The organism is Pseudomonas sp. SIMBA_067, from assembly GCF_046534675.1.
Lineage (GTDB): Bacteria > Pseudomonadota > Gammaproteobacteria > Pseudomonadales > Pseudomonadaceae > Aquipseudomonas > Aquipseudomonas putida.
Map to the genome: position 1 here is coordinate 162,379 of NZ_JAWRYH010000006.1, position 24,571 is coordinate 186,949.

The following is a 24,571-nucleotide window of genomic DNA, read 5'->3' on the forward strand; positions in this document are numbered from 1 at the left end:
TCCACTGCGATAACCCGACTCGGGCTGGCCGGTATTCGCGGCTTGAGCCCACACAGTCGAAGCAACGCCGAAACAATCAGCCATGCCCTTCATGTCGCCTGATCAAGTGCCCGGCGTACCTTGGCGAGCAGTTCGCTGATCTGGAACGGCTTGATCAGCATGTCCATTCCACTGCCCAGAAACGCCTGGCGGTCCAGGGCCGTCTCCGCATAGCCGGTCATGAACAGCACCGGTAACCTTGGGCGATAGGCCCGCGCCATATCGGCAAGCTCGCGCCCACTGATCCCAGGCAGGCCGACATCGGTGAGCAGCAACTGAATGCCGGCCTCTTCACGCAGATGGTCAAGTGCCTGCTCGATGGTTTCGGCCAAGGTGCACCGGTACCCGGCATCGGCCAGCACTTCTGCCACTGACAGGCGTACCGAGGCCATGTCCTCCACCACCAGCACATGTTCACCGGCCCCTTGCTGATCGGCTTGCGGTATGCGCTGCTCGCAGGATTCCTGCTGGTTGCTGGCGGGCAGCATGAGGATGACTTCAGTGCCCCGCCCCGGCACGCTGTGGATCGCCACGTGTCCGCCCGACTGGCGAGCAAAACCGTAGATGGTCGACAGCCCAAGCCCGGTACCCTGCCCTAACGGCTTGGTGGTGAAAAACGGGTCGAATACCTTTTCCAGCAGCTCTGGCGCGATGCCACAGCCATCATCGCGTACCGTCACCGCAACATAAGGGCCGTCCTGCAGGTTGGGGTCGCCGAGTGAGAAGCTCGCCGCCGTATTCACCCAGATATGCCCGCCCTTGGCCAAGGCATCGCGGGCATTGATCACCAGGTTGAGCACCGCGCTTTCCAGCTGGATCGGGTCTACCAGTGCGATCGTCGGCTCACGGGACAGCTCCAGTTTCAGCACGATTCTCTCACCGATGGTGCGGTTGATCAGTTCTTCCAGCGAGCGTACCCGCTCGTTGATATCCACCGGCCGCGTGTCCAGAGGCTGCTGCCGTGCGAAGGCGAGCAGCCGATGGGTCAGCGAGGCAGCGCTCATGGCAGAGCTCAGGGCCGCGTCGGCGTATGCAGGGACCTTTTCGATACGGCTCTCTGCCACCCGTTTGCGAATCAGCTCCAGGCTGGTGATGATGCCGGTCAACAGGTTGTTGAAGTCATGGGCGATGCCACCAGTAAGACTGCCCAGGGCATCCATCTTCTGCAGTTGCAGCAGCTGCGCCTCGGTCTGTTCGCGCTGGGCCGTTTCCCGGGCCAACTGGGTGTTGGCGTCCTCAAGGCGCGCCAGGTGCGAGCGCTCGCGGTGGCGATGCTCGGTGACGTCTTCGACGAACACCAGGCACAACCCAGGCGCCCGGTAGGGCGATAGCTGCCATTCGGTATCCCTGGGCATGCCGCCCACGTGCATGGCCAACGTGCCACGCCAGCGCTGCCCCGCAAGCAGGTGCTGACGCAACTCGGCGATGACGGTTTGCTGGTCTTCGGCAAAGCATTCCTGCAGCGCCTCGGGGTTGTGATTGTCCTGGGTCAGCTGCTCGAAGGCATGGTTGCATTCATGCACCTTCAGCCTGTCGTCAATTACGGCGATCGGGGCTGACACATTGGTGAAGATTTCCCGAAAACTGGCCTCGCTGTCCCGCAAGGCCCGCTCGGTGTCGCGCACCCGCAGCAAGGTACGCAGCGTGGCCACCAGCACATCGGCATCCACGGGGTGAACCAGGTAGGCATCGGCGCCTGCGTCTAGCCCGGTAATGATGTCACCCGTCTGGATCGACGCCGCCGACACGTGGATCACCGGCAGCAAGGCGGTCTCGGGCTTGGCACGCAGCAGGCGGACGATATCGAAGCCGCTCATGTCCGGCAGGTTGACGTCCAGGATCAGGGCATCGAAATGCTCGCTACCGATCAGCGCCAGCCCCGCGCCACCGGTGCCTGCCTCCGTCACGGTGTATCCATGCAATGCCAGCCGGCGACGCAGCGCATAGCGTGTGGCGACATTGTCGTCAACGATCAGCAGGCGGATGTCAGCGTTCATCAGCGCTCTCCTGGGCCAGCGCCATAGGCAGGATGACAAAGAACGATGATCCGCTGCCGGGCGTACTTTCAACTCCCACCTCGCCGCCCAGCAGCGCCGCAAAACGCTTGCACAGCGACAGCCCCAGCCCCGTGCCACGCAAGCGTTTCTGTAGCGGCGAGTCAATCTGGGCGAAATCTTCGAACAAACCACCGAGCAGCTCGGGGGCAATCCCGATACCCGTATCGCTCACGGCAAAACGCACCTGGTCGCTACCCACCAGCTGCGCCGACACACGCACCTCGCCACAGGTGGTGAATTTCAGGGCGTTGGAAATGAAGTTGCGCAGGATCTGCGCCAGCTTCTTGTCATCGGTATACATCTTCGGCAGGCCTTGCGGCTCTTCGAAGATCAGGTCCACCGCGCCGGTGTCGACGATCGGGCGGAACATGCCGCGCAAAGCCGCAAACAGGTCGAGCATATCGAACCAGGCAGGCGAAATGGTAATGCGGCCAGCTTCGATCTTGGCAAGGTCAAGCAGGTCGTCGACCATGTCGCCCAGCTCTCGCGTTGCCGTGCTGATGAACGCCACCTGCAACTGCTGTTCCTTGCTCAACGGCCCGTCCACCTCGTCGGCGAGCAGGCTGGTGATGCTCAGGATCGAACCCAGCGGCGTGCGGAACTCGTGGCTCATGTAGGAAAGGAAGCGGCTTTTCAGGTCCGAAGCCTGGCGCAGTTGCTCAGCCTGGGTGTCCAGCTCGGCATACAGCGCCAGCACCCCTTGGTTGGTGTCCTCCAGTTCGGCGCGCAGCGCCTGGTTTTCCGCCTGCAAGCGGGCGATGAGGTCGGCCTGCTCGACACTGTTGCTGGATGATTCAGCCATGCACGGTCTCCAGGTCGATGACCAACACCGTCACATCGTCCCGCCCACGGCAGAAATCGCGATGCAACACGGCAGCGATGACCGCCGGGTGGCGGTGCACGAGGCCGGGGTAGGTTTGCAGGCTCCAACGCGACTGCAGGCCGTCACTGAACATGATCAACAGATTTCCTTTCACGTGAGCGTAGTCGAACACCTGGCCCTTGCGGTATTGCCCACCGACGATGCCGGGGTGCGAGGCCAGGCCGCGCGGCCGTTCGCGGCCGACCAAGGTTGCGCCGATATTGCCGATGCCGATGAACGACAGGTGGTCAACAGCACCATCGTACCGGGCGATGGCAACCGCACCGCCGCGGGTGCCGGCCATGGCATGGTGCAGTTCGCCAAGCAACTGCTCCGGCGCGCTGAAGGGCGCCAGGGTAAAGGCCTGCACACCCGCCTTGGCCGCACGCTCGGCCTCCTCGCCATGGCCAAGCCCATCGATCAGTACTGCGCTGATACGTTGTTCGGCCAGCGTCACATGCCAGCTATCACCGCAGGCCGGGTCATCGTGCAGCGAATGCTGGGTCACGCCAATGCGTATGTCCCTGCCCGTATGGCCCTGCCGGTAGAGGCGCGCCAGTACCACCGCGCCCTTCGCGTCCGCATGCACATCGAATACCTGCGCCAGGCGGCTGACCGCCCCCAGCCCGATGCCTTGGGTGCCGCCGGTGGAGTAGCCATCGGCCAGGCAGTTGGCCAGGTCGAACCCTTGTGCACGGTCCACCGCCACCAGTTCCATACCCGGGTGGGCGTGATGCGCAAGAACGCGAAGATGCAATTCACCACGCTCGGCGTGCTTGAGCACATTGCTGGCAAGCTCGGTGGCGACAATGGCCGCCCGGCCGGCGTCGGCGGCAGTGAAACCAAGCTGCTCGGCCAGCCTCTGGGCAACACGCCGGGCATGGCCGACCTGGCTGGGGTCATCAAGGCGCAGCACCTGGGTCAAACTCGCTGCCAGGTTCAGGCCCATCGTGTGATCGTTACCCGGGTACCTTGCCCGGGGGTGGTGTCCAGTTCGAATTCGTCTACCAGTCGGCGCGCGCCGGTCAACCCCAGGCCCAGCCCGCCGCCGGACGTCCAGCCATCGGTAAGCGCCAGTTTGACGTCGGCGATACCCGGCCCCTCGTCACGAAATACCAAGCGCAGGCCTACCCGCCCGGCTTCCTCGATGACTTCCCAGTCCATGTCACCGCCGCCACCGTATACCACGGTGTTACGTGCCAGCTCACTGACAGCCGTGACCAGTTTGGTGAGGTCGACCAACCGCATGCCGCAGTCGGTGGCAATCTTGCGGGTCAGCTGACGGGCCAGTACCACGTCCTGCTCCAGGCGTACCGGCTGGCTGCCGCTTTGGCGGATGCTCATGAGTGGCCTACCCGCTGGCGCAACAGGTGCATGCCGCGATCGACATTCAGTGCTGTGCTTACGCCGGGCAGGGTCAGGCCAAGCTCCACGAGGGTGATGGCCACCGCGGGTTGCATACCGACCAAAACCGTTTCGGCATCCATGATCCGGGAAAGGCCGGAGATACTGGCAATCATGCGGCCGATGAACGAATCGACCATATCCAGCGCGGAAATATCGATCAGCACGCCGCGGGCCGAGGTGTGGTCGATGCGGTCGGTAAGGTCGTCCTGCAGGCGCAGCGCCAGTTGGTCATGCATGTCGACCTGAATGGTTACCAGCAGGAATTCACCCATTTGCAGAATGGGAATACGCTCCATCGCCTCACACCTTCTCGCCAGTGCTGGTACCCAGACGCGAAAGCGCCAGCTTCAAGGCGTCCGCAAGGTTGGACTTGGTGGTCAACGTGCCCAGATCAAGGCCCAGGTGCACGATGGTCTGGGCAATCTGCGGGCGAACACCGCTGATGATGCAATCGGCGCCCATCAGGCGGATAGCTGTCACGGTCTTGAGCAGGTGCTGGGCGACCAGGGTATCGACAGTCGGCACACCGGTGATATCGATGATGGCAATTTCGGAGCCGGTATCGACGATGCGCTGCAGCAGCGATTCCATCACTGTCTGGCTGCGTTGCGAGTCGAGTGTGCCGATCAACGGCAGGGCCAGTACGCCCTCCCAGAGTTTGACCACCGGGGTGGACAGCTCAAGCAGTTCTTCCTGCTGGCGCTTGATGACGGCTTCGCGGTTTTTCTGATAAGTACGGATGGTGTGCAAGCCGAATGCATCGAGCAGTTGGGATATTTCCCACAGCTGTTCGGCCAACAGCGCGGGCTGGTCGCGGTAGTGGGCCTGCAGCAGTGTGAATAGCGGGCCTTTGAGGGCGAAGATGAAATTGGCTGTCTGGTGCGATTCCTGCCCAACCTGCGCACGGCTGGCAGACAGTTTTTCGAGGAAATGGCGCGTTTCTTCCCATTCTTCTACGCCAATCTGCGTACCTGCCTCCTTGCGCAGCGCGTCGATCACCAGTTGCAGGAAGTCTCGGGTTTCCTGGCGCAAGTCATGCTCACGGATATTGCGGGTCGCGCCGCTGGCTTCCAGGGCGCTGAGCCATTGCGCCAACAACTGCGGCTGATTACCGACGATTGCTTCGAACGAGCTGTTCTGCAGTGCTGCCATGTACGGTTTGCTCCTGAAAAAAGGCCTGGCCGGCTCATCGATTTTTTTGCCAGCTTCGACAATGACCCCTACCGATGAAAATAGTTGGGGCTCTTAGCGATAATTGATTGCGCCATCTTTTGTGTCGTTAACTCTAGGCCAAGTTCAGGGGGTACGTGGGCTGCACACCCTCATCTACAGAGCTTTCGCGCTCCACTGTGGTCACACGCTATAGATCACTGGAGAAAAGTCATGAAATTCGCGCAATTCTGCCAATGGCTCGCCAAGCACGCCGGTAAACCGAGCACCTTCCTCATCGCTGTAGTGCTGATTGCCATGTGGGCTGCATCCGGCCCCTGGTTTCACTACAACGACACTTGGCAGCTCATCGTCAATACGTCGACGACCATTATCACTTTCCTGATGGTTTTTCTTATCCAGAACACCCAGAACCGGGACAACGACATGATCCACGTGAAGCTCGACGAACTCATCCGCGCTACAAAAACTGCGGAGCAGTCGGTGCTGGATCTCGAAGCGCTCGACAGCCGCCAGATCCATCAGCTTCGCAAGGCGTATGAGGCGATGGGCAGCCGCTGTGGAACGGCCGCACAGCCGCTTGTTGAGGAGGATGGAGACTCTGCCGCCCGGGATAACCTGCAGCGCTAGCGTGGTGTGGCCAGTCGAAGCGCTTTCATCACGCTTCCACTCGTCAACCTTGCTGAACCCTGTTGCCACTGCGCGGGTCGCTAATGATGAGTGCACGAACGAAAGGGAGCCCTCGTGAGCGAAATCTGCATTGGTATTTCCGGTTGGCGCCATGGCCCACCCCGCAACAAGCCCTACCGCAAGGGGCTGGGGGCGCAGCCATGAACGGGACCCTGCCCACCCCCAACTGCATTATCGACAAGGTCACCGCCGTGCACCGCCTGACGGTGCTCACACTCAACGTTCACAAAGGCTTCACGCCGCTCAACCGCCGCTTCATCCTGCCAGAGCTGCGTGAGGCGGTGCGTGCCACCGGCGCCGATCTGGTGTTCCTGCAAGAGGTGCATGGCAGCCACCAACACCATGCCGAGCGCCACTCGGCCTGGCCGCAAACCCCGCAATACGAATTTCTTGCCGACAGCATGTGGCCACAGTTCGCCTACGGGCGCAATGCGGCCTACCCCCATGGCGACCATGGCAATGCGCTGCTGTCCAAATTCCCGATCCGCACCTACGACAACCTGGACGTTTCGGTCCATGGCGACGAGGAGCGCGGCCTGCTGCACTGCCAGCTCGAAGTGCCGGGCCATGAACAGCTACATGCCATTTGCGTACACCTGGGCCTGCGCGAAAACCATCGCCAGCGTCAGGTCAGCCTGCTCATGGCATTGCTCGAGAGCCTTCCGCCAGAGGAGCCGGTCATCGTCGCCGGCGACTTCAACGACTGGCGCCTGAAAGCCGATGCGCGGCTTTCGGGGCACTTGATCGAAGCCTTCGGCAAACCGGCGCGCAGCTTTCCGGCCCGCCTGCCCCTGCTGCGCCTGGACCGTATTTACCTTCGCAATGCGCAAACCTGCAAGGCGCGGGTGTTGTCCAGCTACCCCTGGTCGCACCTCTCCGACCATGCCCCGCTGGTAGCCGAGGTGACGCTATGAAGCAGCCCTGGAGCAACGGCAATCACGTCGAACTGCTGATCAATGGCGAGCAGTACTATCCCCGCGTGTTCGAGGCCATGGCCGAGGCTCGCGAAGAAATCCTCCTGGAAACCTTCATCATCTTCGACGACAAGGTCGGCCAGGCCTTGCGCCAGTCACTGATCGAAGCCGCCCAGCGTGGCGTGCGGGTCGAGGTGGCGGTTGACGGCTACGGCACTGCAGACCTTCCCGACGATTTCATTTCCTCCATGACAGCAGCCGGCGTGCGCTTTCACGCGTTCGATCCGCAACCACGACTGGCGGGCATGCGCACCAACCTGTTCCGCCGCCTGCACCGCAAGATCGTGGTGATCGACGGGCAGCGCGCGTTCATCGGCGGCATCAACTACAGCGCCGACCACCTTGGCGACTTCGGGCCCCAGGCCAAGCAGGACTATGCGGTGGAAGTCGTCGGCCCCGTGGTTGCCCAGGTGCACGCCTCCTGCTGCAGAATGCTTGCGCCGGTTCTGGAAAGCGTGGCCCGAGTGGAGCCGACCAACGCCGCTGCCGGCCCGTCCAGCGCCGTGCTGGTGGAGCGCGACAATGGTCGCCATCGCAACGATATCGAGGTCTGTTACCTGCAAGCCTTCCGCCAGGCCAAGCGACGCATCGTGGTCGCCAACGCCTACTTCTTTCCCGGCTATCGCCTGCTGCGCGAACTGCGCAACGCTGCCCGGCGCGGGGTCGAGGTGACCTTGATCCTCCAGGGGCAACCGGACATGCGCTGGGTCCGCGCGCTCTCGCGCCTGCTCTACAACTACCTGCTGCGCGACGACGTGCGCATCCACGAGTACTGCAAGCGCCCGCTGCACGGCAAGGTGGCGCTGGTGGACGACGACTGGTCCACCGTGGGCTCAAGCAACCTTGACCCGCTGAGCCTGTCGTTCAACCTCGAGGCCAACCTGGTAGTCCGTGACCGCGCTTTCAACCATGGCCTTTACACCCACTTGAGCGAGCTGAGCCAGGAGCATTGCAAGACCGTAACCCTGGAACGTGCGGTGCGTGGCTACTGGTGGCGTGCACCCTTGATCTTCCTGGGCTTCCACCTCACCCGATATTTTCCGCGCATCGCCGGCTGGTTCCCTGCACACAGGCAACACCTGCAGTCGCTGCAAGCAGACAGCGAAATCCCGGTCGACTACCACGAGGGCCAAACCTGATGGCCAATTCACATAGGAAGACCTGGGGCAAACGCCTTCTGACCGTGCTGTTCCTGATACTGATCCCGGTGCTGCTGTTCACCCTGGCGCGCAATCTGGACTGGAACGAAGTGCGCCAGTCGCTGCTGGCATACCGGCCCTCAACCCTGGCCCTCGGCCTGTTGCTGGCGCTGTGCAGCTACCTGGTGTTCGCCAGCTACGACCTGCTCGCCCGTGCCTACACCGGCCACCGCCTGCCGGCCCGTCAGGTGCTGCCAGTGGCATTTGTCTGCTACGCATTCAACCTCAGCTTCACCACCTGGGTCGGTGGCGTGGCCCTGCGTTACCGCCTGTACGGCAGGCTGGGGCTGGATACCGCGACCATCACCCGCATCCTCACCTTGGGCCTGTTGACCAACTGGATGGGCTATTTGCTGCTGGCCGGCACGGTGTTCGCCTTGGGCCTGGTCAAGCTGCCCGAAAGCTGGGCGGTGGGTTCTGGCGGCCTGCGCCTGATTGGCATGTTGATGGTGGCGGTCGCGGTGGCTTACCTGCTCGCATGCGCCTTCGCCAAGCGGCGCACGTGGAGCCTGCGCGGCCATGATGTAACCCTGCCGAGCCTGCGCCTGGCGTTGTGCCAGGTGGCGCTGGGCGCAAGCAACTGGGCGCTGATGGCGGCACTGATCCACCTGCTGCTGCCGCCGGAGCTGATGTATCCCTCCGTGTTGGGGGTATTGCTGATCAGTTGCGTGGCTGGCGTAGTGGCGCATATTCCCGCCGGCCTTGGCGTGCTGGAGACCGTGTTCCTTGCCCTGCTCCACGGCCAGATCGGCCAGGGCACCCTGGTCGCGGCACTGCTAGGCTATCGGACCTTGTACTACCTGATCCCGCTGCTGTTGGCGGTGGTCACCTACCTGATCCTCGAAAAGCGTGCCAAGGCGTTGCGCCAGCAGGCCGGCCTGGCTGCTCAGAAACGCTGATGCACCGTGGGTGCCCGTGCCGGACAGCGGCACGAGCACCCACGGTGCAAGCAGAAACAGCGTTGCTCGTGTATCAGGGCTCTCTGCGGTCGTCTTCAGAGGCCACATCATCGGTCCAGGGTTCGCCATCCAATGGCGCGGAGCGAGCCAGTTCAGCCTCGTCCAGGCCGATGCCGCCACCGATCTCGTTGGCCCCTACCTCGCGCAAGGTCTTGTCCGCCGGGCCATCATCCGTTCCCGGCTCGTAGGGATCACGGGCGCCGCTCTCATCGAACAACGTATCCGGGCTCATGTCGTCGAGGGTGACATTGTCTTCGTGCAGGCTGTCGCTGAGGGCCTCGCCCCCGGTCATGCCACCTTCAGCGACACGCCGGGGCGGGAATTCCTCGTTTACCTCGCGGTCCGGACGCTCGTCGCCGATACGGCCCTGGCGTTCATCGCGGCGCTCGCTGAAATCCAGCTCGTGGACTGAGCCCATCCGGTCTTCGGTGTCGTCGATCTCGCCTTGGGGTCTTGAGTCATCGGGTTTTGACATGAACGTTCTCCGTCTGTGGGCTTCATTCGGTCGACTCCCGCCAGGGGAAAATGATTCAGAGTTTCTTGAACAAAGCCCACCGCGCACTTCATGAACGCCACGCACATGCCCCTCCGGCCGGGATTCATCGAATCTTGTAGGTGAAGGTATTTTTGACATTGGCCACCGCCACCGCCTGCCCGTTCACCATCCGGGGCTGGTAACGGAAGCGCTTTGCCGCTGCCAGCGACGGTTTGACGAACAACGGATGGCACTGGCCGACCACCTGCGGGTCACTGACCTGGCCTTGCGGCGTGACCGTGTAGGCGACCGTGCATTCCCCCTCGATATTGCGATCCAGCGCCCGTTGCGGGTAATCCGGGGCCTCCTTGGCGATGGGCAGGTACTGCCGGCTGGCCGCCTCGGCTGCCGCACGGGCCTGGGCAGCAGCCTCTCGCGCCTGCTGCTGACGTGCCTGCTCTTGCTGCGCCAGTTGCTGCTCGCGCCGCTCAGCCTCCTCGCGCTGCTTGCGGACCTGCTCCTGTTCCTGGCGCTGTTGTTGATCGCGCTTGTGTTGTAGGTCGCGCTTATGCTGCTGCACACGCTTGAGGGCCAACGCTGCCTCATCCACGACCGGTGCCTGGGCTTTTGGTGGCGGCGACGAAGGTTTCTCGACAACAGGCTGGGTCACGGGCTCAGGCGCTGGCGGCTCAGGCACCACTACAGGTGCCGGCAAGCTCACCAGCTGGGTGTGGATCACGGACGCTGGTAAAGCCGCAAGCTCTGGCGTATGCGACAGGTTGAACAGCAGGTAGGCCAACCCCGCGTGCAAGGCGCACGCCACGCCAAACGCCATACCGTGGTCGCGCCAGCTGGCAGGGTCAAAAGTCAGGTTGCTCATGGTCACGGCGCCTCGGTGATCAGGCCCAGGCGGCTGACCCCACCGCGTTGCAACTCGGCGATACCGGCCACCACTGCGGCGTATTCGGTGTTGCGGTCGGCGCGCATGTACACCTGGGTCTGCGGGTCTTGGGCGACGATAGCTGCAATCTTGTCGCGCATCTGTGCGGTGTCGACGGCGCTGTCGGTCTGGCTACGGGTGTCGACCTCGCTGCCCAGGTTCCAGTAGTAGCTGCCATCGGCCTTCACCGAGAGCGTGACGATGCGCTGCTGGCCGGGTGCCGGCAGCGCCTCGGCGGCCACCTTGGGCAGCTCGATCTGCACGCCCTGCACCAGCATCGGTGCAGTGACCATGAAGATCACCAGCAGCACCAGCATCACATCGATGTACGGCACCACGTTCATTTCGGCCTTCAGGCCATGCTTGCGGACGGGTCTGGCGAGCATCGCGTGTTCCTCCTCAGGCCGCTGCCGCCAGGTTGCTGGCGTGGCCCTGCAAACGCCGTTGCAGGCGGCCTTGCAGTTCGTTGCCAAAGGCGTAGTAGCGGCTGATCAAGGTCTGGCTGCGCGCCGAGTAACGGTTGTAGGCCATCACTGCCGGAATCGCCGCAAACAGACCTATGGCGGTGGCGATCAGCGCTTCGGCAATACCGGGGGCCACGGTCGACAGGGTCGCCTGCTGCACCTGGGACAAACCCAGGAACGAATTCATGATGCCCCACACGGTTCCGAACAGGCCGATGTAGGGGCTGACCGAGCCGACCGTGGCCAGGAACGGCAAGCCCTGCTCCAGGCGCTCTTCCTGCTCGGCGATGGTCACCAGCAGGCTGCGTTCGACGCCTTCCAGCACGCTGTCGGGCTGCTGGCCTGGTTGCAGCTGCTGGAACGCCTGGTAGCCGGAAACGAAAAGCTGCTGCAGCCCGGCATCGACGTGAGGCTGTTGCGCCTTGATGCCCTGATACAGCTGGCCGACTTCGCTTTCGCGGAACTGCTTGAGAAATGCCCGGCTGTGCGCTTCGCTACGGCGCAGACGGCTGCCACGCTGGATGATCAGGTACCAGCTGAGCAGCGAGGCCAGGGCCAGGCACAGCATGACGGCCTGGACCACCAGGCTGGCTTCGCTGACCAGGCCCCAGACGGTGGTGTGTTCGAGCGGAGTTGGGGTTTGCATGGGGGTGTCCTTTCAATGTGAGTCTTAGTCAAAGGCAATCAGGTTGCGCTGGCATGACAGGCGGCCGTTACTCCAGGCCGAAGGCTTCGGCCACTGCCGCCCACGGCACGTACTTGTAGTTCTGGTTGCCTTCGGGCATGCGCTTGCGACCGTCCTGCACGACCAGCAGGCCCTTTGCCCAGGGCCCACCGAGGTTGGCCGAGGTCACGTCGAGGCCGTCGGTCTCCGAGGCGCCATCGATACCGCGCTGGGCGTCCAGGCTTACCTGGAAGCTGCCGCGCACCCGGTACGGTGGTTTGGCGTCGACCACCACATAGCTGTCGTTGCCCTGGCTGGAGATCACCAGGTAATCGCCCCCCTTGCCGTGGTACAGCGCCAGGCCTTCGATGTCGTCCTTGACCAGGCCGCCCACGCCGATCACGTTGTCCAGACGGGTCGGGCCATCGCCACGGGCGTCCAGTGCCCAGACCGCAAGGTCTTCTTCGCCGATGAACAGGCGCTGGTAGCGGTCGTCGGCCACGCAACCTTCCGACTGGGTCGCGGTGCTGAAACTGCGCACCAAGGTGCCGCCTGCCTGGCCGCTACTGCCGTCGAGGCGGTATTGAACGAAGCGGCCATCCTTGTCATTGGCGATGGCGTAAATGGCCGCATCGGCATCCTTGAAAAGGCAAAGGCCGTAGATTTCCTTGAGCTCCGTCGGCACCTGGCCGATGTCGCTCAACTGGCCGCTGGCCGGGTCGATGGCAAACAGGTGCAGGCTGTTGCGGTCACGGTTGCTGGCCACAGCCAGGTCGACCTCACGTTCGCCAAGCTGGAACCCCTTGCGCACGTCCACATTGTTCAGGCGGCCCACACGCAGGTCCTGCAGCTGCTTGCCGTGCAGGTCGTAGGCCAGCAGCCCGCCTTTCTTGTCGGTACCCAGTACCCGACTCAGTTCGGGCTGGCGCGTGTTGACCCAGATCGCCGGGTCGTCCGCCGCATCGCCAAGGCTGGGCACGCCGTCGGTCTGCACCTGCGCCTTGATCTGTACCACTGCAGGCGCAATCGGCGCTGGCGTTGGCTTCCAGCGCAGCGTCGCCAGGTGCGTACCCTGGTCGTCGGCCAGCAACAGTTCCAGGCCCTTGTCGTTCACACGGGCGCTGATCTGCTCCGGCTCTTTCAGCCCTTGCAAGCTCAGGGCTCCATCACGCAGCCATTGCCCGGCGCGGCGCTGGTACAGGTGCAAGGCATTGGCGATCGGGTCCAGCAGCATCAGGCCCCCGGGCACCAGGGCCACGCCGGCGGCGGCCTTGGCCAGGCTTCCGAACGGTGCCACCAGGTCCACCGGCTCGCGCACCAGGGGTGCTTCGGCAGCAGCTTCGTAGCGCCACAGGCCGACGTTTTCTTCGTTTACGTACAGGCTATGGCTTGCATCATCCGCCTGGCAGAACGCGCTCTGCGGCGGCAGGCTCAGGGCGCGCACCTGGCGCGCCTCGGCCAGCGGCTGGCCATGTTCGGCGACCAGCCACTGCTCACCGATGCCCTCCTCGCCAACCAGGAACAGGAAGTCATTGGCGGCGCTGTCGCGGTACAGGCACAGGCACAGGCCCTCGATGGCATAGCGGGTCTTGGGCAGGTAGCGCGGGGCGCCCCAACCGCTTTGTGCATCGAAGCGGGCCAGCAACGCCTGTTGACGCTTCTTGTCGACGGTGGCGACCATCAGGCCGGTGCCATCGGTGCGGTGGTCAAGGGTTTCGAAGCGGCCCGGCAACTCGCCAAGTACGCGGCCCTGGCGGTCAACCAGCTGCAGCGCCCTGGCGGTCAGTTGCAGGCGTTCGGCCTGCTTGAGCGCCGGCGTTGGAGCCAGCCACTGGCTGGTTTCGCTGTCGATGACGTTGCGGTCGAGTGTGAAGCTCGGCGCCGCGTTGGCACCGGCGTGGGCCAAGGCGACGTATAGCCCCAGCATGGACAAAGTGAACATACGCATGAGCAGGCAATATCCCTGAAGGGTGCGGTCAGAAGTGGGTGAGCGTCAGGCCGACCTTGTAGGTCGGGCCGTATTCTTCGTACTGGGCGTTGTAGCGACGGTGGCCGCTGTACACGTAATAGGACTCGTCGGTGATGTTCTGCGCCTCGAAGGTCAACTGCAGCTCGGGGGTCAGGAAGTAGCCTGCCTTGAAGTCCACGTGCAGCTGGTCATCGGCATACTGGTCGTGGGCCTTGTCGTCGATGGCCCCCAGCTCCAGCAGGTAGCCCGACTTGTAGTTGGCGGCCAGGCGCATGTTGAAGCGGTCGTTTTCCCAGCCGACCATGAAGTTGCCCACTGTGTCGGACTGATTGGGCAGGTCGATGCTGCGCTTGCCGGTGGCCCCTTGCAGGGTTGCATCAGACTTGCTCAGGGTGAGGTTGGCGCCCAGCAGCAAACCGTTCCAGGGTGCCGGCAGCCAGTCGAACTTCTGCGAGTAGGCCAGCTCCAGGCCATACAGCTTGGCGCCCCCGCCGTTCTCGAAGGTGAGCGCTTCGTCGAAGTCCACCCAGGCGCCAGTGCCCGCCAGGTCGGTGCTGTAGATGAAATGGTCGATGTCTTTGTAGAACAGGAACGCCGAGGCGGTGCCGGCGCGGCCCATGTAGTGCTCGATGCCCAGGTCGAAGTTCATCGACTCCAGCGGTTTGAGTTCGGGGTTGCCGAACGACGCATCGTTCTCATCGATGACAAAACCCGGCGCCAGCTGGCCGAAGGTTGGCCGTACCACGGTGTTGGTCCAGGCGGCCCGAATGGCCGTGGCCGGCGACAACTGGTAGCGGGCGTGCAGGCCTGGCAACCAGTGGTCATAGCGATTGTTGCTGCTGACGTTCTCGTACACACCGTCGCGCAGGCCAGTACCTTTGGCCTCGAACCTGGTACCTTCGTAACGCACACCGGCAATCAGGCGCCAGTCGCTGATGTCCAGCGTGTTCATCAGGTACGCCGCGTTGATGTCCTCGCTCATGTCGAAATCACTGATCCGCGAGGCTTCCTCATCGTAGTAGGCTGCACGGTCGAGGTTACTGATCAGGCCCTTGATTGCGCTGGCGCTGATGCCGTTGCCGAAGTTGCCCAGGGCGTAGTCGACATTGCTGCCCTGATAATCGGCAAGGCTGATGTCATCGAACCCGTCATAGGCCCAGGTTTCGGTATCGCTGGTCTTGTCGCGGCGGCTGAGTTTGCCGCCAAACTTGACCTGCGAGGCGTCGGCGAATTCGTAGTCGCGGGCAAGGTCCAGGCGGATGTTCTTTTCCTGGTCCTTGCCGTCCACCTTCTCCCACTCCACTTCGTCGAGGGTGAACCGGGCCGGGTCGTAGAAGTCGTTGCCCACGCTTAGCCGTGGCTTGCGCGTGCCGTCGAAGCCGACCTCGTCGAAATCGCCGACGAACCTGGCGCCGGCAATGCCACCCGGATCGTGCTCGGTGGCCTGGCTGTAGCCGGCCTGGGCACTGATGGTCCACTGGTCGAGGATGCGCTCGCCGCCAAGTACGTAGGACTGGATTTCCTGGGTGTCCTCGCGCGATTTCAAGTCGCGCCAGCCTTCGGCCTCGCCACGCTGGCCGGGACCCTGCGGGTCGGCGAACTCCAGGCCTTGGGCGTTGCGCGTCTCGGTGTCCTTGAACTTGCTGTAGAGGGTGCGCAGGTAGTAGCTGGAGAAGTCATCCGGCTGGTAATCGAAGTTCAGGCCCAGGCCGGTGCGCTCACGGGTAATCTGGTAGTCGCGGGCCTCGACCTCTTCCAGCCGGGCGCCGTCCTCGAAATCCCAGTTACCGCCGGTTTCGACGTTGTCCGAGCCAAACTTGCGCTTCTGCCAGCTAAACGCCGCAGCCACGCCAAAGTTGTTGATGCCGTCTCCCAGGCTGAAGCGGTCGCTGACCGCGCCGGAAAACTTCGGGCTGTCGCGGCTGACGTTGGTGTCGTGGCTGGCTTCGCCGGTAAGGGTGTAGAACAGCCCGTCATGGTCGAACGCCGACAGGCTCTCGACTTCGATGGTGCCGCCGAGGGAGTTGGCGTCCATGTCCGGGGTCAGGGTCTTGACCACCGACAGCGACTGCACCAGCTCGGCGGGCAGCACATCCAGCGCCACGGCGCGGCGGTCGCCCTCGGGGGCCGGTACCAGGGTGCCGTTGATGGTCACACTGTTAAGGTCCGGGGCGATACCGCGGACGCTGACGAAGCGACCCTCGCCCTGGTCGCGCTCCACCGACAGCCCGGGGATGCGCTGCAGGGCTTCGGCGGCATTGTCGTCGGGCAGTTGGCCAACACCATCGGCATGCACCACGCTCTTGATGCTGTCGGCGCTTTTCTGCTCGCGCAGCGCCTTGTCGATGCTCGCCGCCTGGCCGATCACCTCGACCCGCTCGACCGCATCTTCCGCCCAGGCTGGGGCGGTGGTAATGGCAACGGCCAGCAGGCTGACCCGGAATCCGGCGTTGCGGATGTGACGAAACGGCATTGCCACCTTGAAACCCTCGCTTGCAGTGACCCGATGAACCCGGGAATGGCTGCGAAAGCTAGAAAGGGTGTGTGGCACTTGCGTGACAGCGCTGGGCGGGGCGGCTTGAAAACGCGGCTTTAACATCGTTTTCGGCGCAATTTGAGCTGATATGACCTGAGGCCCGCTGCGGCCCTGGCGATGCCCTGCAAACCTGTGGCGCAGCTGTGGGGCCGGTCTGGGGGCCCAGGGCCGTTACCGACCACTTGAAATCGCGTTTTTTCCTGAAGATCAGCTGAGCCAAATCGACCCCCCGCCCAGTAACAGAACCGTCATCCGCCTTTGTTTCCTTTGCGCCCATCACGCCTTCCGGGCTCATCGAGGAAACCCCATGCACCGCCCCCTGCTAATGGCCGCCCTGCTCTGCGCCGCACAGGCTCATGCCCAGGCCAATGACCCTCTTCCGATCCCGCGCTCCGCCGGCCTGCCCTACGCCGCCGGCAAGCTGGCCGACCGTATCGTGCTCACCCCCGGCCAGAACGCCGCCACGCAGATGGCCATCAGTTACCGCACCGACCTGGCCCAAGCCGACGCGGTGCTGGAGCTCGGCCCGGCCCTCGCCGGCCCTGCGCTGGCAGCCAAGGCCAGCCCATTGAGTGGCAGCACCCAGCGCCTGGACAGCGACAACGGCCCAGCCAACTACCACCAGGTGCGCCTGGAACACCTGCAACCAGACACCGCCTACGTCTACCGGCTCAAGGGCAGCGCGGGCTGGAGCGAATGGCACCAGTTCCGCACGGCCAAGGCCACGTTCGCGCCGTTCTCGTTCATCTACCTGGGCGACACCCAGAACGACATCCTCGCCATCGCCTCGCGCACCATTCGCCAGGCGCTGCGCAGCGTGGCGCACCCTGCCCTGGTGGTGCACGCTGGTGACTTGGTGGCATCGCGCGACGACCTCGCCCACGACGATGAATGGGGTGAATGGAACCAGGCCGGCGGCTGGTCGTACGCTGCCATCCCACAGCTCACCGCGTTCGGCAACCACGAGTACCTGGAAACCCTCAACCCCGATGGCAGCGAAAGCCGTAGCCTCAGCCCTCATGTGACGGCGCAGTTCGCCCTGCCGCGCAACGGTGCCCCGGGTGTGGCGGCAACCAGCTACTTCAGCGATTACCAGAATGTGCGCTTCGTGGTGCTGGACGGCACCTCGGCGCTCGACCTGGGCACCCTGCAAGCACAGACCGACTGGCTGGAGCAAACCCTGAAAAGCAGCAAGGCGCAGTGGAACATCGTGGTCATGCACCAGCCGGTCTATACCTGTGCGCGCCCCGACGATACCGAACCGCTCAAGGCCGCCTGGCAACCGCTGCTGGAGCGCTACAAGGTCGACCTGGTACTGCAAGGCCACGACCACTGCTACAGCCGCCTGACCCACGCCCAAGGGCGCCAGGCCACGCGTGCCGCACAGCAGGCCAGACAGGCAATCGGCCCGGTGTACATGGTCTCGGTGACCGGCTCGAAGATGTATGGCCTGAACGACCGCGCCCGCCACCAGCCGGACCGCACGGCCGAAGACACCCAGCTGTACCAGACCATCACGGTCGAGCAGAACCGCCTGCAGGTGCGCACCTATTCGGCTGACGACCAGCTATACGACGCGTTCGATATCACGCGTGATGCCAAAGGGCGCAAGTTCCTGCAGGAACCCAAGCTGGCGCTGGCCAACGAACGTTACTGCAAGGCCAGCGTAGGGCCGGACGGGCTGCCGTGCACGGCCCGCGGCAAGTGAGCGTCATCGAATTGAGATAAACGCCTTGCATGCTGCTCTGCCTGTGCCGGCGACGGTGCCAGCACAGGCAACAACACACTCACAGGACACCCCATGCGCCCCAGCCCCCTGTTCAAACAGCACGCCCTTACGCTGGTCGGCCTGGTACTGGCCGCCAACGCCGGCCTGCTCGTCTACCTCGCCGCCGGCACGCTTAAAGCCTGGGCCGAGATCAACTGGATGGACGTCGCCGGCGAGGGCGGCACTTGCCTGATCCTCTGCGGCTGGCTGGTGATGCTGCTACGCGGGCGCCCTGCTGGCCGGGTCACCCGCCTGCTTTCGCTGGGCCTGTGCTTCATCGCCTTTTCGATGTGGATGGACACCCTCGACGAATTCATCCGCCTGCCCGACGACGCGGTCTGGGACAACTGGCTGGAGACTGCGCCCATGCCGCTGGGCATGCTGCTGCTGACCCTGGGCATGTACCACCTGCAGCAGGAACAGCACGCCATCACCGCGCAGATGCGCAAGCGTGAGCAACTGTTCCGCGAGCACCGCCTGTTCGACAAGCTCACCCCGCTGTCCGGTGCCCGGTACCTGCGCCAGCACCTGCAGCAGGCCATTGCCCAAGCCGCCCGCGAACAGCAAGCCCTGTCGCTGATCGTCGTCGACCTGGACGATTTCAACCAGATCAACCAGCGCTATGGCCAGGAAGAAGGCGATCTGGTGTTGCAAGTGGTCGCCCAACTGCTGCTGCTCAACCTGCGCCAGCACGACATACTCTGCCGCCTGGCCGGCGACCGCTTCGTCGCGGCGCTGCCCAACACCGGCGAACGCCAGGCCCAGGCCATGGCCAACGCGCTGCGCCAGAGCATCGCACACCTCGCCCATCACACCGGCCGGCATGGCGAACGCCTGCACCTGACCGCCACGGTGGCCAGCGTGATGGCGCTGGACGAAAACGAAGACCACCTGCTGAAACGCCTCAACTACGCCCTGGCCCAGGCCAAGAGCCGCCAGACGCACCAGGTACAACGGGCATGAACGGCTATGACGGCGACAGCCGCTTCATCACCGCCCACCACCTGCCCGCTGCGCTGATCGACCTGGCGCGTTCGCGGCAGATCGACACCCATCACCTGCTACGCGGCTGCGGGCTGTTTTACGACGACGTGGTCAGCGGCAAAGCGCTGATCAGCCCACAGCAGTTCCTTCGCCTGATCGGCAATGCGCAGCGGTTGCTCGATGCCGACGACACCAGCTTTCTCTACGGCCAGCGCCTGTGGCCCGGGCACCACGGTGCCGCCAGCCTGTTGCTGGAGCAGGCCGACCACCTGCTGCAGGCCCTGGAGCGCATCGAGCAGTACCGCGCCCTGCTGTCCCCGTTGCTCAGCCCGGTGCTGCGCCTCGATGAGCGCTACCTGCACCTGTACTGGCGGGAAAGCTGCGCCATCGACGAGCAGCGCCGCTTCCTGCTGGAGTCCAGCATGACAGCGGTGGTGGCCCTCGCGCGGCGCCAGCAACAAGAGCACCTGCCCTGGCGCTTCCGGTTCCGCCATGCCGAACCGGCCTACGTCGAGCAGTACTGGGTGCACCTGGGCGACTCTCTGGCCTTCGACTGCCCATCCACGGTGATGAGCCTGCCCCGGGAATACCTGCTGCGTGCCTGGCCGGGTGCCGGGTCGACCGCCCAGCACGTGGCACGCCAGGCCTGCGATGCACAGCTGGCGGCCTGGGGCTGGCGGGCGAGTTTTCTCGACCTGGTCTACGAGCACCTGCTCGGGCTGATTCGCCAGCCGCTGAACCTGGAACGGGTAGCCGCCGCCTTCGCCACCAGCCCCGCTTCGTTCAAGCGCCGCCTGGCCCGTCATGGGTCCAACTTCCAGGAGCAACTGGACCAGGTGCGCTGCGATCAGGCGCTGTACCTCTACCAGGTCAAGGGCTACAGCAACGACGCGGTTGCGCAGTACCTGGGCTTCAGCGACAGCACCAACTTCCGCCGTTCGTTCAAGCGCTGGACCGGGCGTGTGCCAAGTGAACTGGAAGCCTTGTGGGGCTGATGCCCAGGATTGTCGTGCCGGGATTACCAACGTAATAGACCGCGCCATGGGGCGTGTTGAGCCTCTAGCAGTGGGCCGGTTCGTCGGTCCGCGACCCCACGCTTTTTTTGAACTCCATGCGCAGGCGCCCTCTCCCAATGAAGAGACCGCGAACTGTCCCGGAGCCCGCCATGGCCAAGCCCCTGCAGGAGTACCTGCGCAAGCGTGACTTCAACGCCACACCCGAGCCAGCCGGCAAGCGTGCCCACCCACGGCCTGCTCACGGGTTGCAGTACTGCATCCAGAAGCACGACGCCAGCCATCTGCACTATGACTTTCGCCTGGAGCTGGATGGCACCCTTAAAAGCTGGGCGATTCCCAAGGGCCCATCCCTCGACCCCAAGGTCCGCCGCTTGGCCGTGCATGTAGAAGACCATCCGCTGGACTACGCCAGTTTCGAAGGGCACATCCCTGAAGGCCACTACGGCGCCGGCGACGTGATCGTGTGGGACCGGGGGCTCTGGGAGCCCGAAGGCGACCCGCGCGAGGCCTATGCCAAGGGCAAGCTGCGCTTTCGCCTGCAAGGTGAAAAGCTGTCGGGTGTCTGGAACCTGTTTCGTACCCACCTGGCTGGCAAGAAAGAGCAGTGGATGCTGGTCAAGTCCCACGATGGCGAGGCCCGCAGCGAAGCGGACTACAGCATCGTCGAAGCCCTGCCTGACAGCGTATTGAGCGACCGTACACTGGTCCCCCGCCGCCCAGCCAAGGCGGCGACCTCCACGCGCAAGCGCAAGGCCAGCGCTGGCGCCCTGCCGGACATGCTCCAACCGCAGCTGGCAACCCTGGCCGATTCCCCCCCCGAGGGTGACTGGCGATACGAGGTCAAGTTCGATGGTTACCGCATGCTGGCCCGCATCGACGGGGACGATGTGCGCCTGTTTACCCGCAATGGCCACGACTGGAGCGCAAAGCTGCCCCATCAGGTGCAGGCGCTGAAAGCGCTGGGGCTCGACTCGGCATGGCTGGACGGTGAGATGGTGGTCACAGACGAGAACGGCGTGGCCGACTTCCAGGCCTTGCAGGCCGCCTTCGACAACGAGCACGACGATGACATTACCTACTACCTGTTCGACCTGCCCTACCTCGGCGGCAAGGACCTGCGTGAATTGCCTGTGCAAGACCGCCGGGCGACCTTGGCCAAACTGCTGAAGCACAACGCATCGGCCATCCTGAAGTTTTCCGAAGACTTCAACCAGCCGGTCGACGCGCTGCTCGACAGCGCCTGCCGGTTAGGGCTGGAAGGCCTGATCGGCAAGCGCGCCGAAAGCCCTTACGTTAGCCGGCGCAGCAGCGACTGGATCAAGCTCAAGTGCACGCAACGCCAGGAGTTCGTGATCGTCGGCTACACCGCGCCCAAGGGCAGCCGCCAAGGCTTCGGGGCCCTGCTGCTGGCGCTGCACGACACCGACAGCGGCCAGTTGCGCTACGCCGGCAAGGTGGGCACCGGCTTCAGTGCTGCCACGCTGACGAGCATCCTCAACCGCCTGAAGCCCCTGCACACCGCCAAACCACCTTTGCCTGAGCCCCCCAGCGGTGCCGATGCACGGGGCGTGCACTGGCTCAAGCCAGAACTGCTGGCCGAGGTCGCCTACGCCCAGATGACCCGCACAGGGATCGTGCGCCACGCGGTTTTTCACGGGTTGCGCGACGACAAGCCCGCCACTGCCATTGCCTTGGAACGTGCCATGCAGGTAAAGAACGCAGCACATGCAGAGCCCAAGGGTTTGAGCAACCTGCACCTGACCCACCCCGACCGCGTCATCGACAAGACCAGTGGCACCAGCAAACGACAGGTGGCGGAGTACTACGCCCAAGTCGCCGACTGGCTGCTGCCACAGCTCGAACACCGCCCCGTGGCGCTGGTGCGCGCACCGGAGGGTCTGGACGGCGAGCTGTTCTTTCAGAAGCACGCGGGGCAGTTGCACCTGCCCAAGCTGACCAGCTACACCAAGGACCAGGCCGGCCAGGCGGCAATGGTGCTCAACAGCACCGAGAGCCTGTTGGGCGCAGTACAGATGAACATGCTTGAACTGCACACCTGGAACGCCACCGACAAAAACTTCGACAGGCCTGACCGCTTCATCCTCGACCTCGACCCCGACCCGGCATTGCCATGGAAGGCCATGCTCGAGGCCACCCAGCTGACCCTCACCCTGCTCGATGAGCTGGGCCTGAAGGTGTTTCTCAAGACCAGCGGTGGCAAAGGCATGCACCTGGTCGTGCCGCTCACCCGTCGGGCCGGCTGGGAGGAAGTGAAGGACTTCAGCCATGCCCTGGTCAAACACATGGCAGACTTGTTCCCGGACCGGCTCAGCGCAGTCTCCGGGCCCAAGAACCGGGTCGGGCGCATCTTCATCGACTACCTGCGCAACGGCAAGGGCGCTACCACCGTGGCCGCCTACTCGCTGCGCGCGCGCGAAGGCCTGCCAGTGTCGGTGCCGATCTGGCGCGAGGAGCTGCCCAAACTCAAGAGTGCCAACCAATGGAATATCGGCAACTTGCAGGCGCGGCTTGCGCAGGTGGACGACCCTTGGGCCGAGCTGGGCTCGACCCGGCAATCGATCACCCTGCGCATGCGCAAGCAACTGGGGATCGCATGATGGACTTCGCTCACCTCGACCGCCTGCTGCACCGCTTCGGTACCCGTTCGCGGGCCATCGACCTCGACCCCTTGCTGCCTGAACTGTTGCAGGTACTTCATGCTGAACAGCTTGACCTGCTGCCATTGCCCGGCCACGGGCGCACCCTCGAGCGCTGGCGGGCCTTGGCGCGGGTTGCCGGTTGCGATCTCGGCCTGGCCAAGCTGTATGAAGGCCACACCGATGCCCTGGCGGTCCTCGCCGAGTGCGGCGCCGCCCAGCATGCTCACGACGGTATCTGGGGCATGTGGGCCGCGGAGCCGCCGGATGCCAGGGCCCACATCGTCGCGCGCGATGGCGAACGGGTTCAACTGCAAGGCCGAAAAGCATGGTGCTCGGGCGCACTGCAGATCGATCGAGCGCTGCTGACCGCCTGGGAGAACGACCAGCCACAGCTGGTGGCCGTTGAACTGTCACACCCCAGCCAGCGCATCCAGGCCGAGCAATGGCAGGCCGTAGGCATGGCCAACACCGCCAGTGTCACCGTCGAGTTCGACAACTCGCCCGGGCTGGCCATCGGCACACCCGGCCAGTACCTGTCCCGCCCAGGCTTCTGGCAGGGCGGCGCAGGTATCGCTGCCTGCTGGTACGGCGCGGCCGAGGCATTGGCAGGCTACCTGCGCGAGCACTGCAACAAACCTCGGCCCGACCCCCATGCCGATGCCCACCTGGGGGCGGTCGATGCGGCCTTGTACGGTGCCCGCGCCGCCCTTCGCGAGTGCGCCGCGTGGATCGACCAGCACCCCCAGGACGACGCCAGTTTCGAGGTACGCCGCACCCGCGCCCAGATCGAGCAGGCGGTCGAACAGGTCATTCAGCATGTTGGCCGAGCCCTGGGGGCTACCCCCTTCTGCCGCAGCAGCCATTTCGCCCGGCTTAGCGCCGACCTGCCGGTGTACCTGCGCCAGAGCCACGCTGAACGCGACTTGGCCGAACTGGGTCAGCAAGTGACCAGCACACCGACAGGAGCATGGCAGCTATGAGCGAGAACCTTATTGATGCGGCCACGGGTACGCCGTGGAGTGACTGGCAGCATTCTGCGCACCTGGCACGCGCTACCTGGCTTGCGCCCGAGCAGCTGTGCCCACCCGGCCGACGCCTGGTGCTGCTGGCGCCGCACCCGGACGACGAGGTGCTCATGGCCGGCGGGCTGCTTGCCAGTTTTCGCGGGCGCGAACAGGACCTGGTGCTGATTTCCGCCACCAACGGCGAGGGCAGCCATCCGCACTCACCACACTGGACCGAGCAGCGCTTGCGTCACCAGCGCCCCTTGGAGAGTCGGCATGCCTTGCAGCAGCTAGACCTGGACCTCACCCGCCTGGACTGGCGGCGGCTTAACCTCAAGGACGGCGCATTGCCCCGCGATGAGGCCTTTCTGGTCCGTCACCTGGAGCAGTTGCTGGAGCCTGACGACCTGCTGCTGACCACCTGGCGTGGCGACGGACACTGCGACCACGAGGCCGCAGGCCGCGCCGCTGCCCAGGCAGCCCAGGCGCGCGGGGCACAGCTGGCCGAAGCGCCGGTGTGGGCCTGGCACTGGGCCGCACCCGACGACCCACGCCTGCCCTGGTCGCGGGCGCATCGCTTGCAGGTCGACGAAACGCGCCAGGCGCGCAAGCGCGAGGCCTTGGCTGCCCATGCCAGCCAATTGCAGCCCGACGGTGATCGCCCGCCGGTGCTGCCGACGCATTTGCAGGCGTGCCTGCTGCAACCCTTTGAACTGGTTTTCCTGTGATGGAGT

General features: G+C 64.3%; 22 protein-coding genes. 10 read left to right on the forward strand and 12 right to left on the reverse strand.

What is annotated here, in order from left to right:
* Positions 1-89 precede the first annotated feature (89 nt).
* The 6 genes from SB765_RS15300 to SB765_RS15325 are packed head-to-tail and all read right to left on the reverse strand — an operon-like array spanning position 90 to position 5,517.
* The gene (locus SB765_RS15300) at positions 90-2,036 is read right to left on the reverse strand and encodes a response regulator (RefSeq protein WP_410910523.1); all 1,947 of its coding nucleotides are present in this window, start codon (positions 2,034-2,036) and stop codon (positions 90-92) included.
* Positions 2,026-2,898 (reverse strand): sensor histidine kinase, encoded by an 873-nt coding sequence (locus tag SB765_RS15305; RefSeq protein WP_341795841.1) that lies wholly within the window; start codon positions 2,896-2,898, stop codon positions 2,026-2,028. The genes SB765_RS15300 and SB765_RS15305 overlap by 11 nt, the downstream gene beginning before the upstream one ends.
* Positions 2,891-3,907 (reverse strand): ATP-binding protein, encoded by a 1,017-nt coding sequence (locus tag SB765_RS15310; protein WP_410910522.1) that lies wholly within the window; start codon positions 3,905-3,907, stop codon positions 2,891-2,893. Before SB765_RS15310 ends, SB765_RS15305 begins: the two co-directional genes overlap by 8 nt.
* On the reverse strand, positions 3,898-4,302 hold the full coding sequence (locus SB765_RS15315; protein ID WP_197897583.1) for an anti-sigma regulatory factor: 405 nt from the start codon (positions 4,300-4,302) through the stop codon (positions 3,898-3,900). The genes SB765_RS15310 and SB765_RS15315 overlap by 10 nt, the downstream gene beginning before the upstream one ends.
* Positions 4,299-4,661, reverse strand: coding sequence for an STAS domain-containing protein (locus SB765_RS15320; RefSeq protein WP_043196515.1), 363 nt, complete (start codon positions 4,659-4,661; stop codon positions 4,299-4,301). Before SB765_RS15320 ends, SB765_RS15315 begins: the two co-directional genes overlap by 4 nt.
* Positions 4,662-4,665: 4 nt before the next feature.
* Positions 4,666-5,517 carry an STAS domain-containing protein gene (locus SB765_RS15325; RefSeq protein WP_410910521.1) on the reverse strand — a complete coding sequence of 284 codons (852 nt, stop codon included), beginning with the start codon at positions 5,515-5,517 and terminating at the stop codon, positions 4,666-4,668.
* 231 nt (positions 5,518-5,748) lie between these two features.
* Here SB765_RS15325 and SB765_RS15330 point away from each other — a divergent pair, with 231 nt between their 5' ends.
* From SB765_RS15330 to SB765_RS15345, 4 genes are all read left to right on the forward strand, one after another.
* The gene (locus tag SB765_RS15330; RefSeq protein ID WP_341795844.1) at positions 5,749-6,165 is read left to right on the forward strand and encodes a low affinity iron permease family protein; all 417 of its coding nucleotides are present in this window, start codon (positions 5,749-5,751) and stop codon (positions 6,163-6,165) included.
* A 200-nt stretch (positions 6,166-6,365) separates the two neighbouring features.
* Positions 6,366-7,139, forward strand: a complete 774-nt coding sequence (locus SB765_RS15335) for an endonuclease/exonuclease/phosphatase family protein (RefSeq protein WP_341795845.1) — start codon at positions 6,366-6,368, stop codon at positions 7,137-7,139.
* Positions 7,136-8,338: a cardiolipin synthase ClsB gene (clsB, locus tag SB765_RS15340; protein WP_410931527.1), complete on the forward strand. Its 1,203-nt coding sequence runs from the start codon at positions 7,136-7,138 to the stop codon at positions 8,336-8,338. The genes SB765_RS15335 and clsB overlap by 4 nt, the downstream gene beginning before the upstream one ends.
* Entirely contained in the window at positions 8,338-9,297 is a 960-nt protein-coding gene (locus tag SB765_RS15345) for a lysylphosphatidylglycerol synthase domain-containing protein (RefSeq protein ID WP_410931528.1), read from the forward strand. The genes clsB and SB765_RS15345 overlap by 1 nt, the downstream gene beginning before the upstream one ends.
* Positions 9,298-9,370: 73 nt before the next feature.
* Here the strand turns inward: SB765_RS15345 and SB765_RS15350 are convergent, their stop codons facing one another.
* The 6 genes from SB765_RS15350 to SB765_RS15375 all read right to left on the reverse strand — a co-directional run bounded on the left by SB765_RS15350 (position 9,371) and on the right by SB765_RS15375 (position 16,342).
* Positions 9,371-9,832, reverse strand: coding sequence for a phosphotransferase system, HPr-related protein (locus tag SB765_RS15350; RefSeq protein WP_341795848.1), 462 nt, complete (start codon positions 9,830-9,832; stop codon positions 9,371-9,373).
* A gap of 124 nt (positions 9,833-9,956) precedes the next feature.
* A complete protein-coding gene (locus tag SB765_RS15355) occupies positions 9,957-10,712 on the reverse strand; it encodes an energy transducer TonB (protein WP_410931529.1) in 756 nt (251 codons plus the stop codon).
* A 2-nt stretch (positions 10,713-10,714) separates the two neighbouring features.
* Positions 10,715-11,158, reverse strand: coding sequence for a protein TolR (gene tolR / locus SB765_RS15360; protein ID WP_410910516.1), 444 nt, complete (start codon positions 11,156-11,158; stop codon positions 10,715-10,717).
* Positions 11,159-11,171: 13 nt separating this feature from the next.
* Entirely contained in the window at positions 11,172-11,882 is a 711-nt protein-coding gene (gene tolQ, locus SB765_RS15365) for a protein TolQ (protein WP_063425936.1), read from the reverse strand.
* A gap of 67 nt (positions 11,883-11,949) precedes the next feature.
* A complete protein-coding gene (locus SB765_RS15370) occupies positions 11,950-13,848 on the reverse strand; it encodes a phytase (protein ID WP_410931530.1) in 1,899 nt (632 codons plus the stop codon).
* Positions 13,849-13,876: 28 nt separating this feature from the next.
* On the reverse strand, positions 13,877-16,342 hold the full coding sequence (locus SB765_RS15375; RefSeq protein WP_410931531.1) for a TonB-dependent receptor: 2,466 nt from the start codon (positions 16,340-16,342) through the stop codon (positions 13,877-13,879).
* A 370-nt stretch (positions 16,343-16,712) separates the two neighbouring features.
* On the opposite strand from SB765_RS15375, the gene SB765_RS15380 reads away from it, so the two are divergent.
* The 6 genes from SB765_RS15380 (at position 16,713) to SB765_RS15405 (ending at position 24,565) form a co-directional block, all read left to right on the forward strand.
* Positions 16,713-18,113: a metallophosphoesterase gene (locus SB765_RS15380; RefSeq protein WP_410910513.1), complete on the forward strand. Its 1,401-nt coding sequence runs from the start codon at positions 16,713-16,715 to the stop codon at positions 18,111-18,113.
* A gap of 93 nt (positions 18,114-18,206) precedes the next feature.
* Positions 18,207-19,136 carry a GGDEF domain-containing protein gene (locus SB765_RS15385; protein ID WP_341795852.1) on the forward strand — a complete coding sequence of 310 codons (930 nt, stop codon included), beginning with the start codon at positions 18,207-18,209 and terminating at the stop codon, positions 19,134-19,136.
* Positions 19,133-20,152 carry an AraC family transcriptional regulator ligand-binding domain-containing protein gene (locus tag SB765_RS15390; RefSeq protein WP_410910512.1) on the forward strand — a complete coding sequence of 340 codons (1,020 nt, stop codon included), beginning with the start codon at positions 19,133-19,135 and terminating at the stop codon, positions 20,150-20,152. Before SB765_RS15385 ends, SB765_RS15390 begins: the two co-directional genes overlap by 4 nt.
* A 170-nt stretch (positions 20,153-20,322) precedes the next feature.
* Complete coding sequence (gene ligD / locus SB765_RS15395) at positions 20,323-22,791, forward strand: DNA ligase D (protein WP_410931532.1); 2,469 nt, start codon at positions 20,323-20,325, stop codon at positions 22,789-22,791.
* Positions 22,791-23,813, forward strand: coding sequence for an acyl-CoA dehydrogenase (locus tag SB765_RS15400; protein WP_410931533.1), 1,023 nt, complete (start codon positions 22,791-22,793; stop codon positions 23,811-23,813). Before ligD ends, SB765_RS15400 begins: the two co-directional genes overlap by 1 nt.
* Positions 23,810-24,565 (forward strand): PIG-L deacetylase family protein, encoded by a 756-nt coding sequence (locus SB765_RS15405; protein ID WP_410931534.1) that lies wholly within the window; start codon positions 23,810-23,812, stop codon positions 24,563-24,565. Before SB765_RS15400 ends, SB765_RS15405 begins: the two co-directional genes overlap by 4 nt.
* Positions 24,566-24,571: the final 6 nt, after the last annotated feature.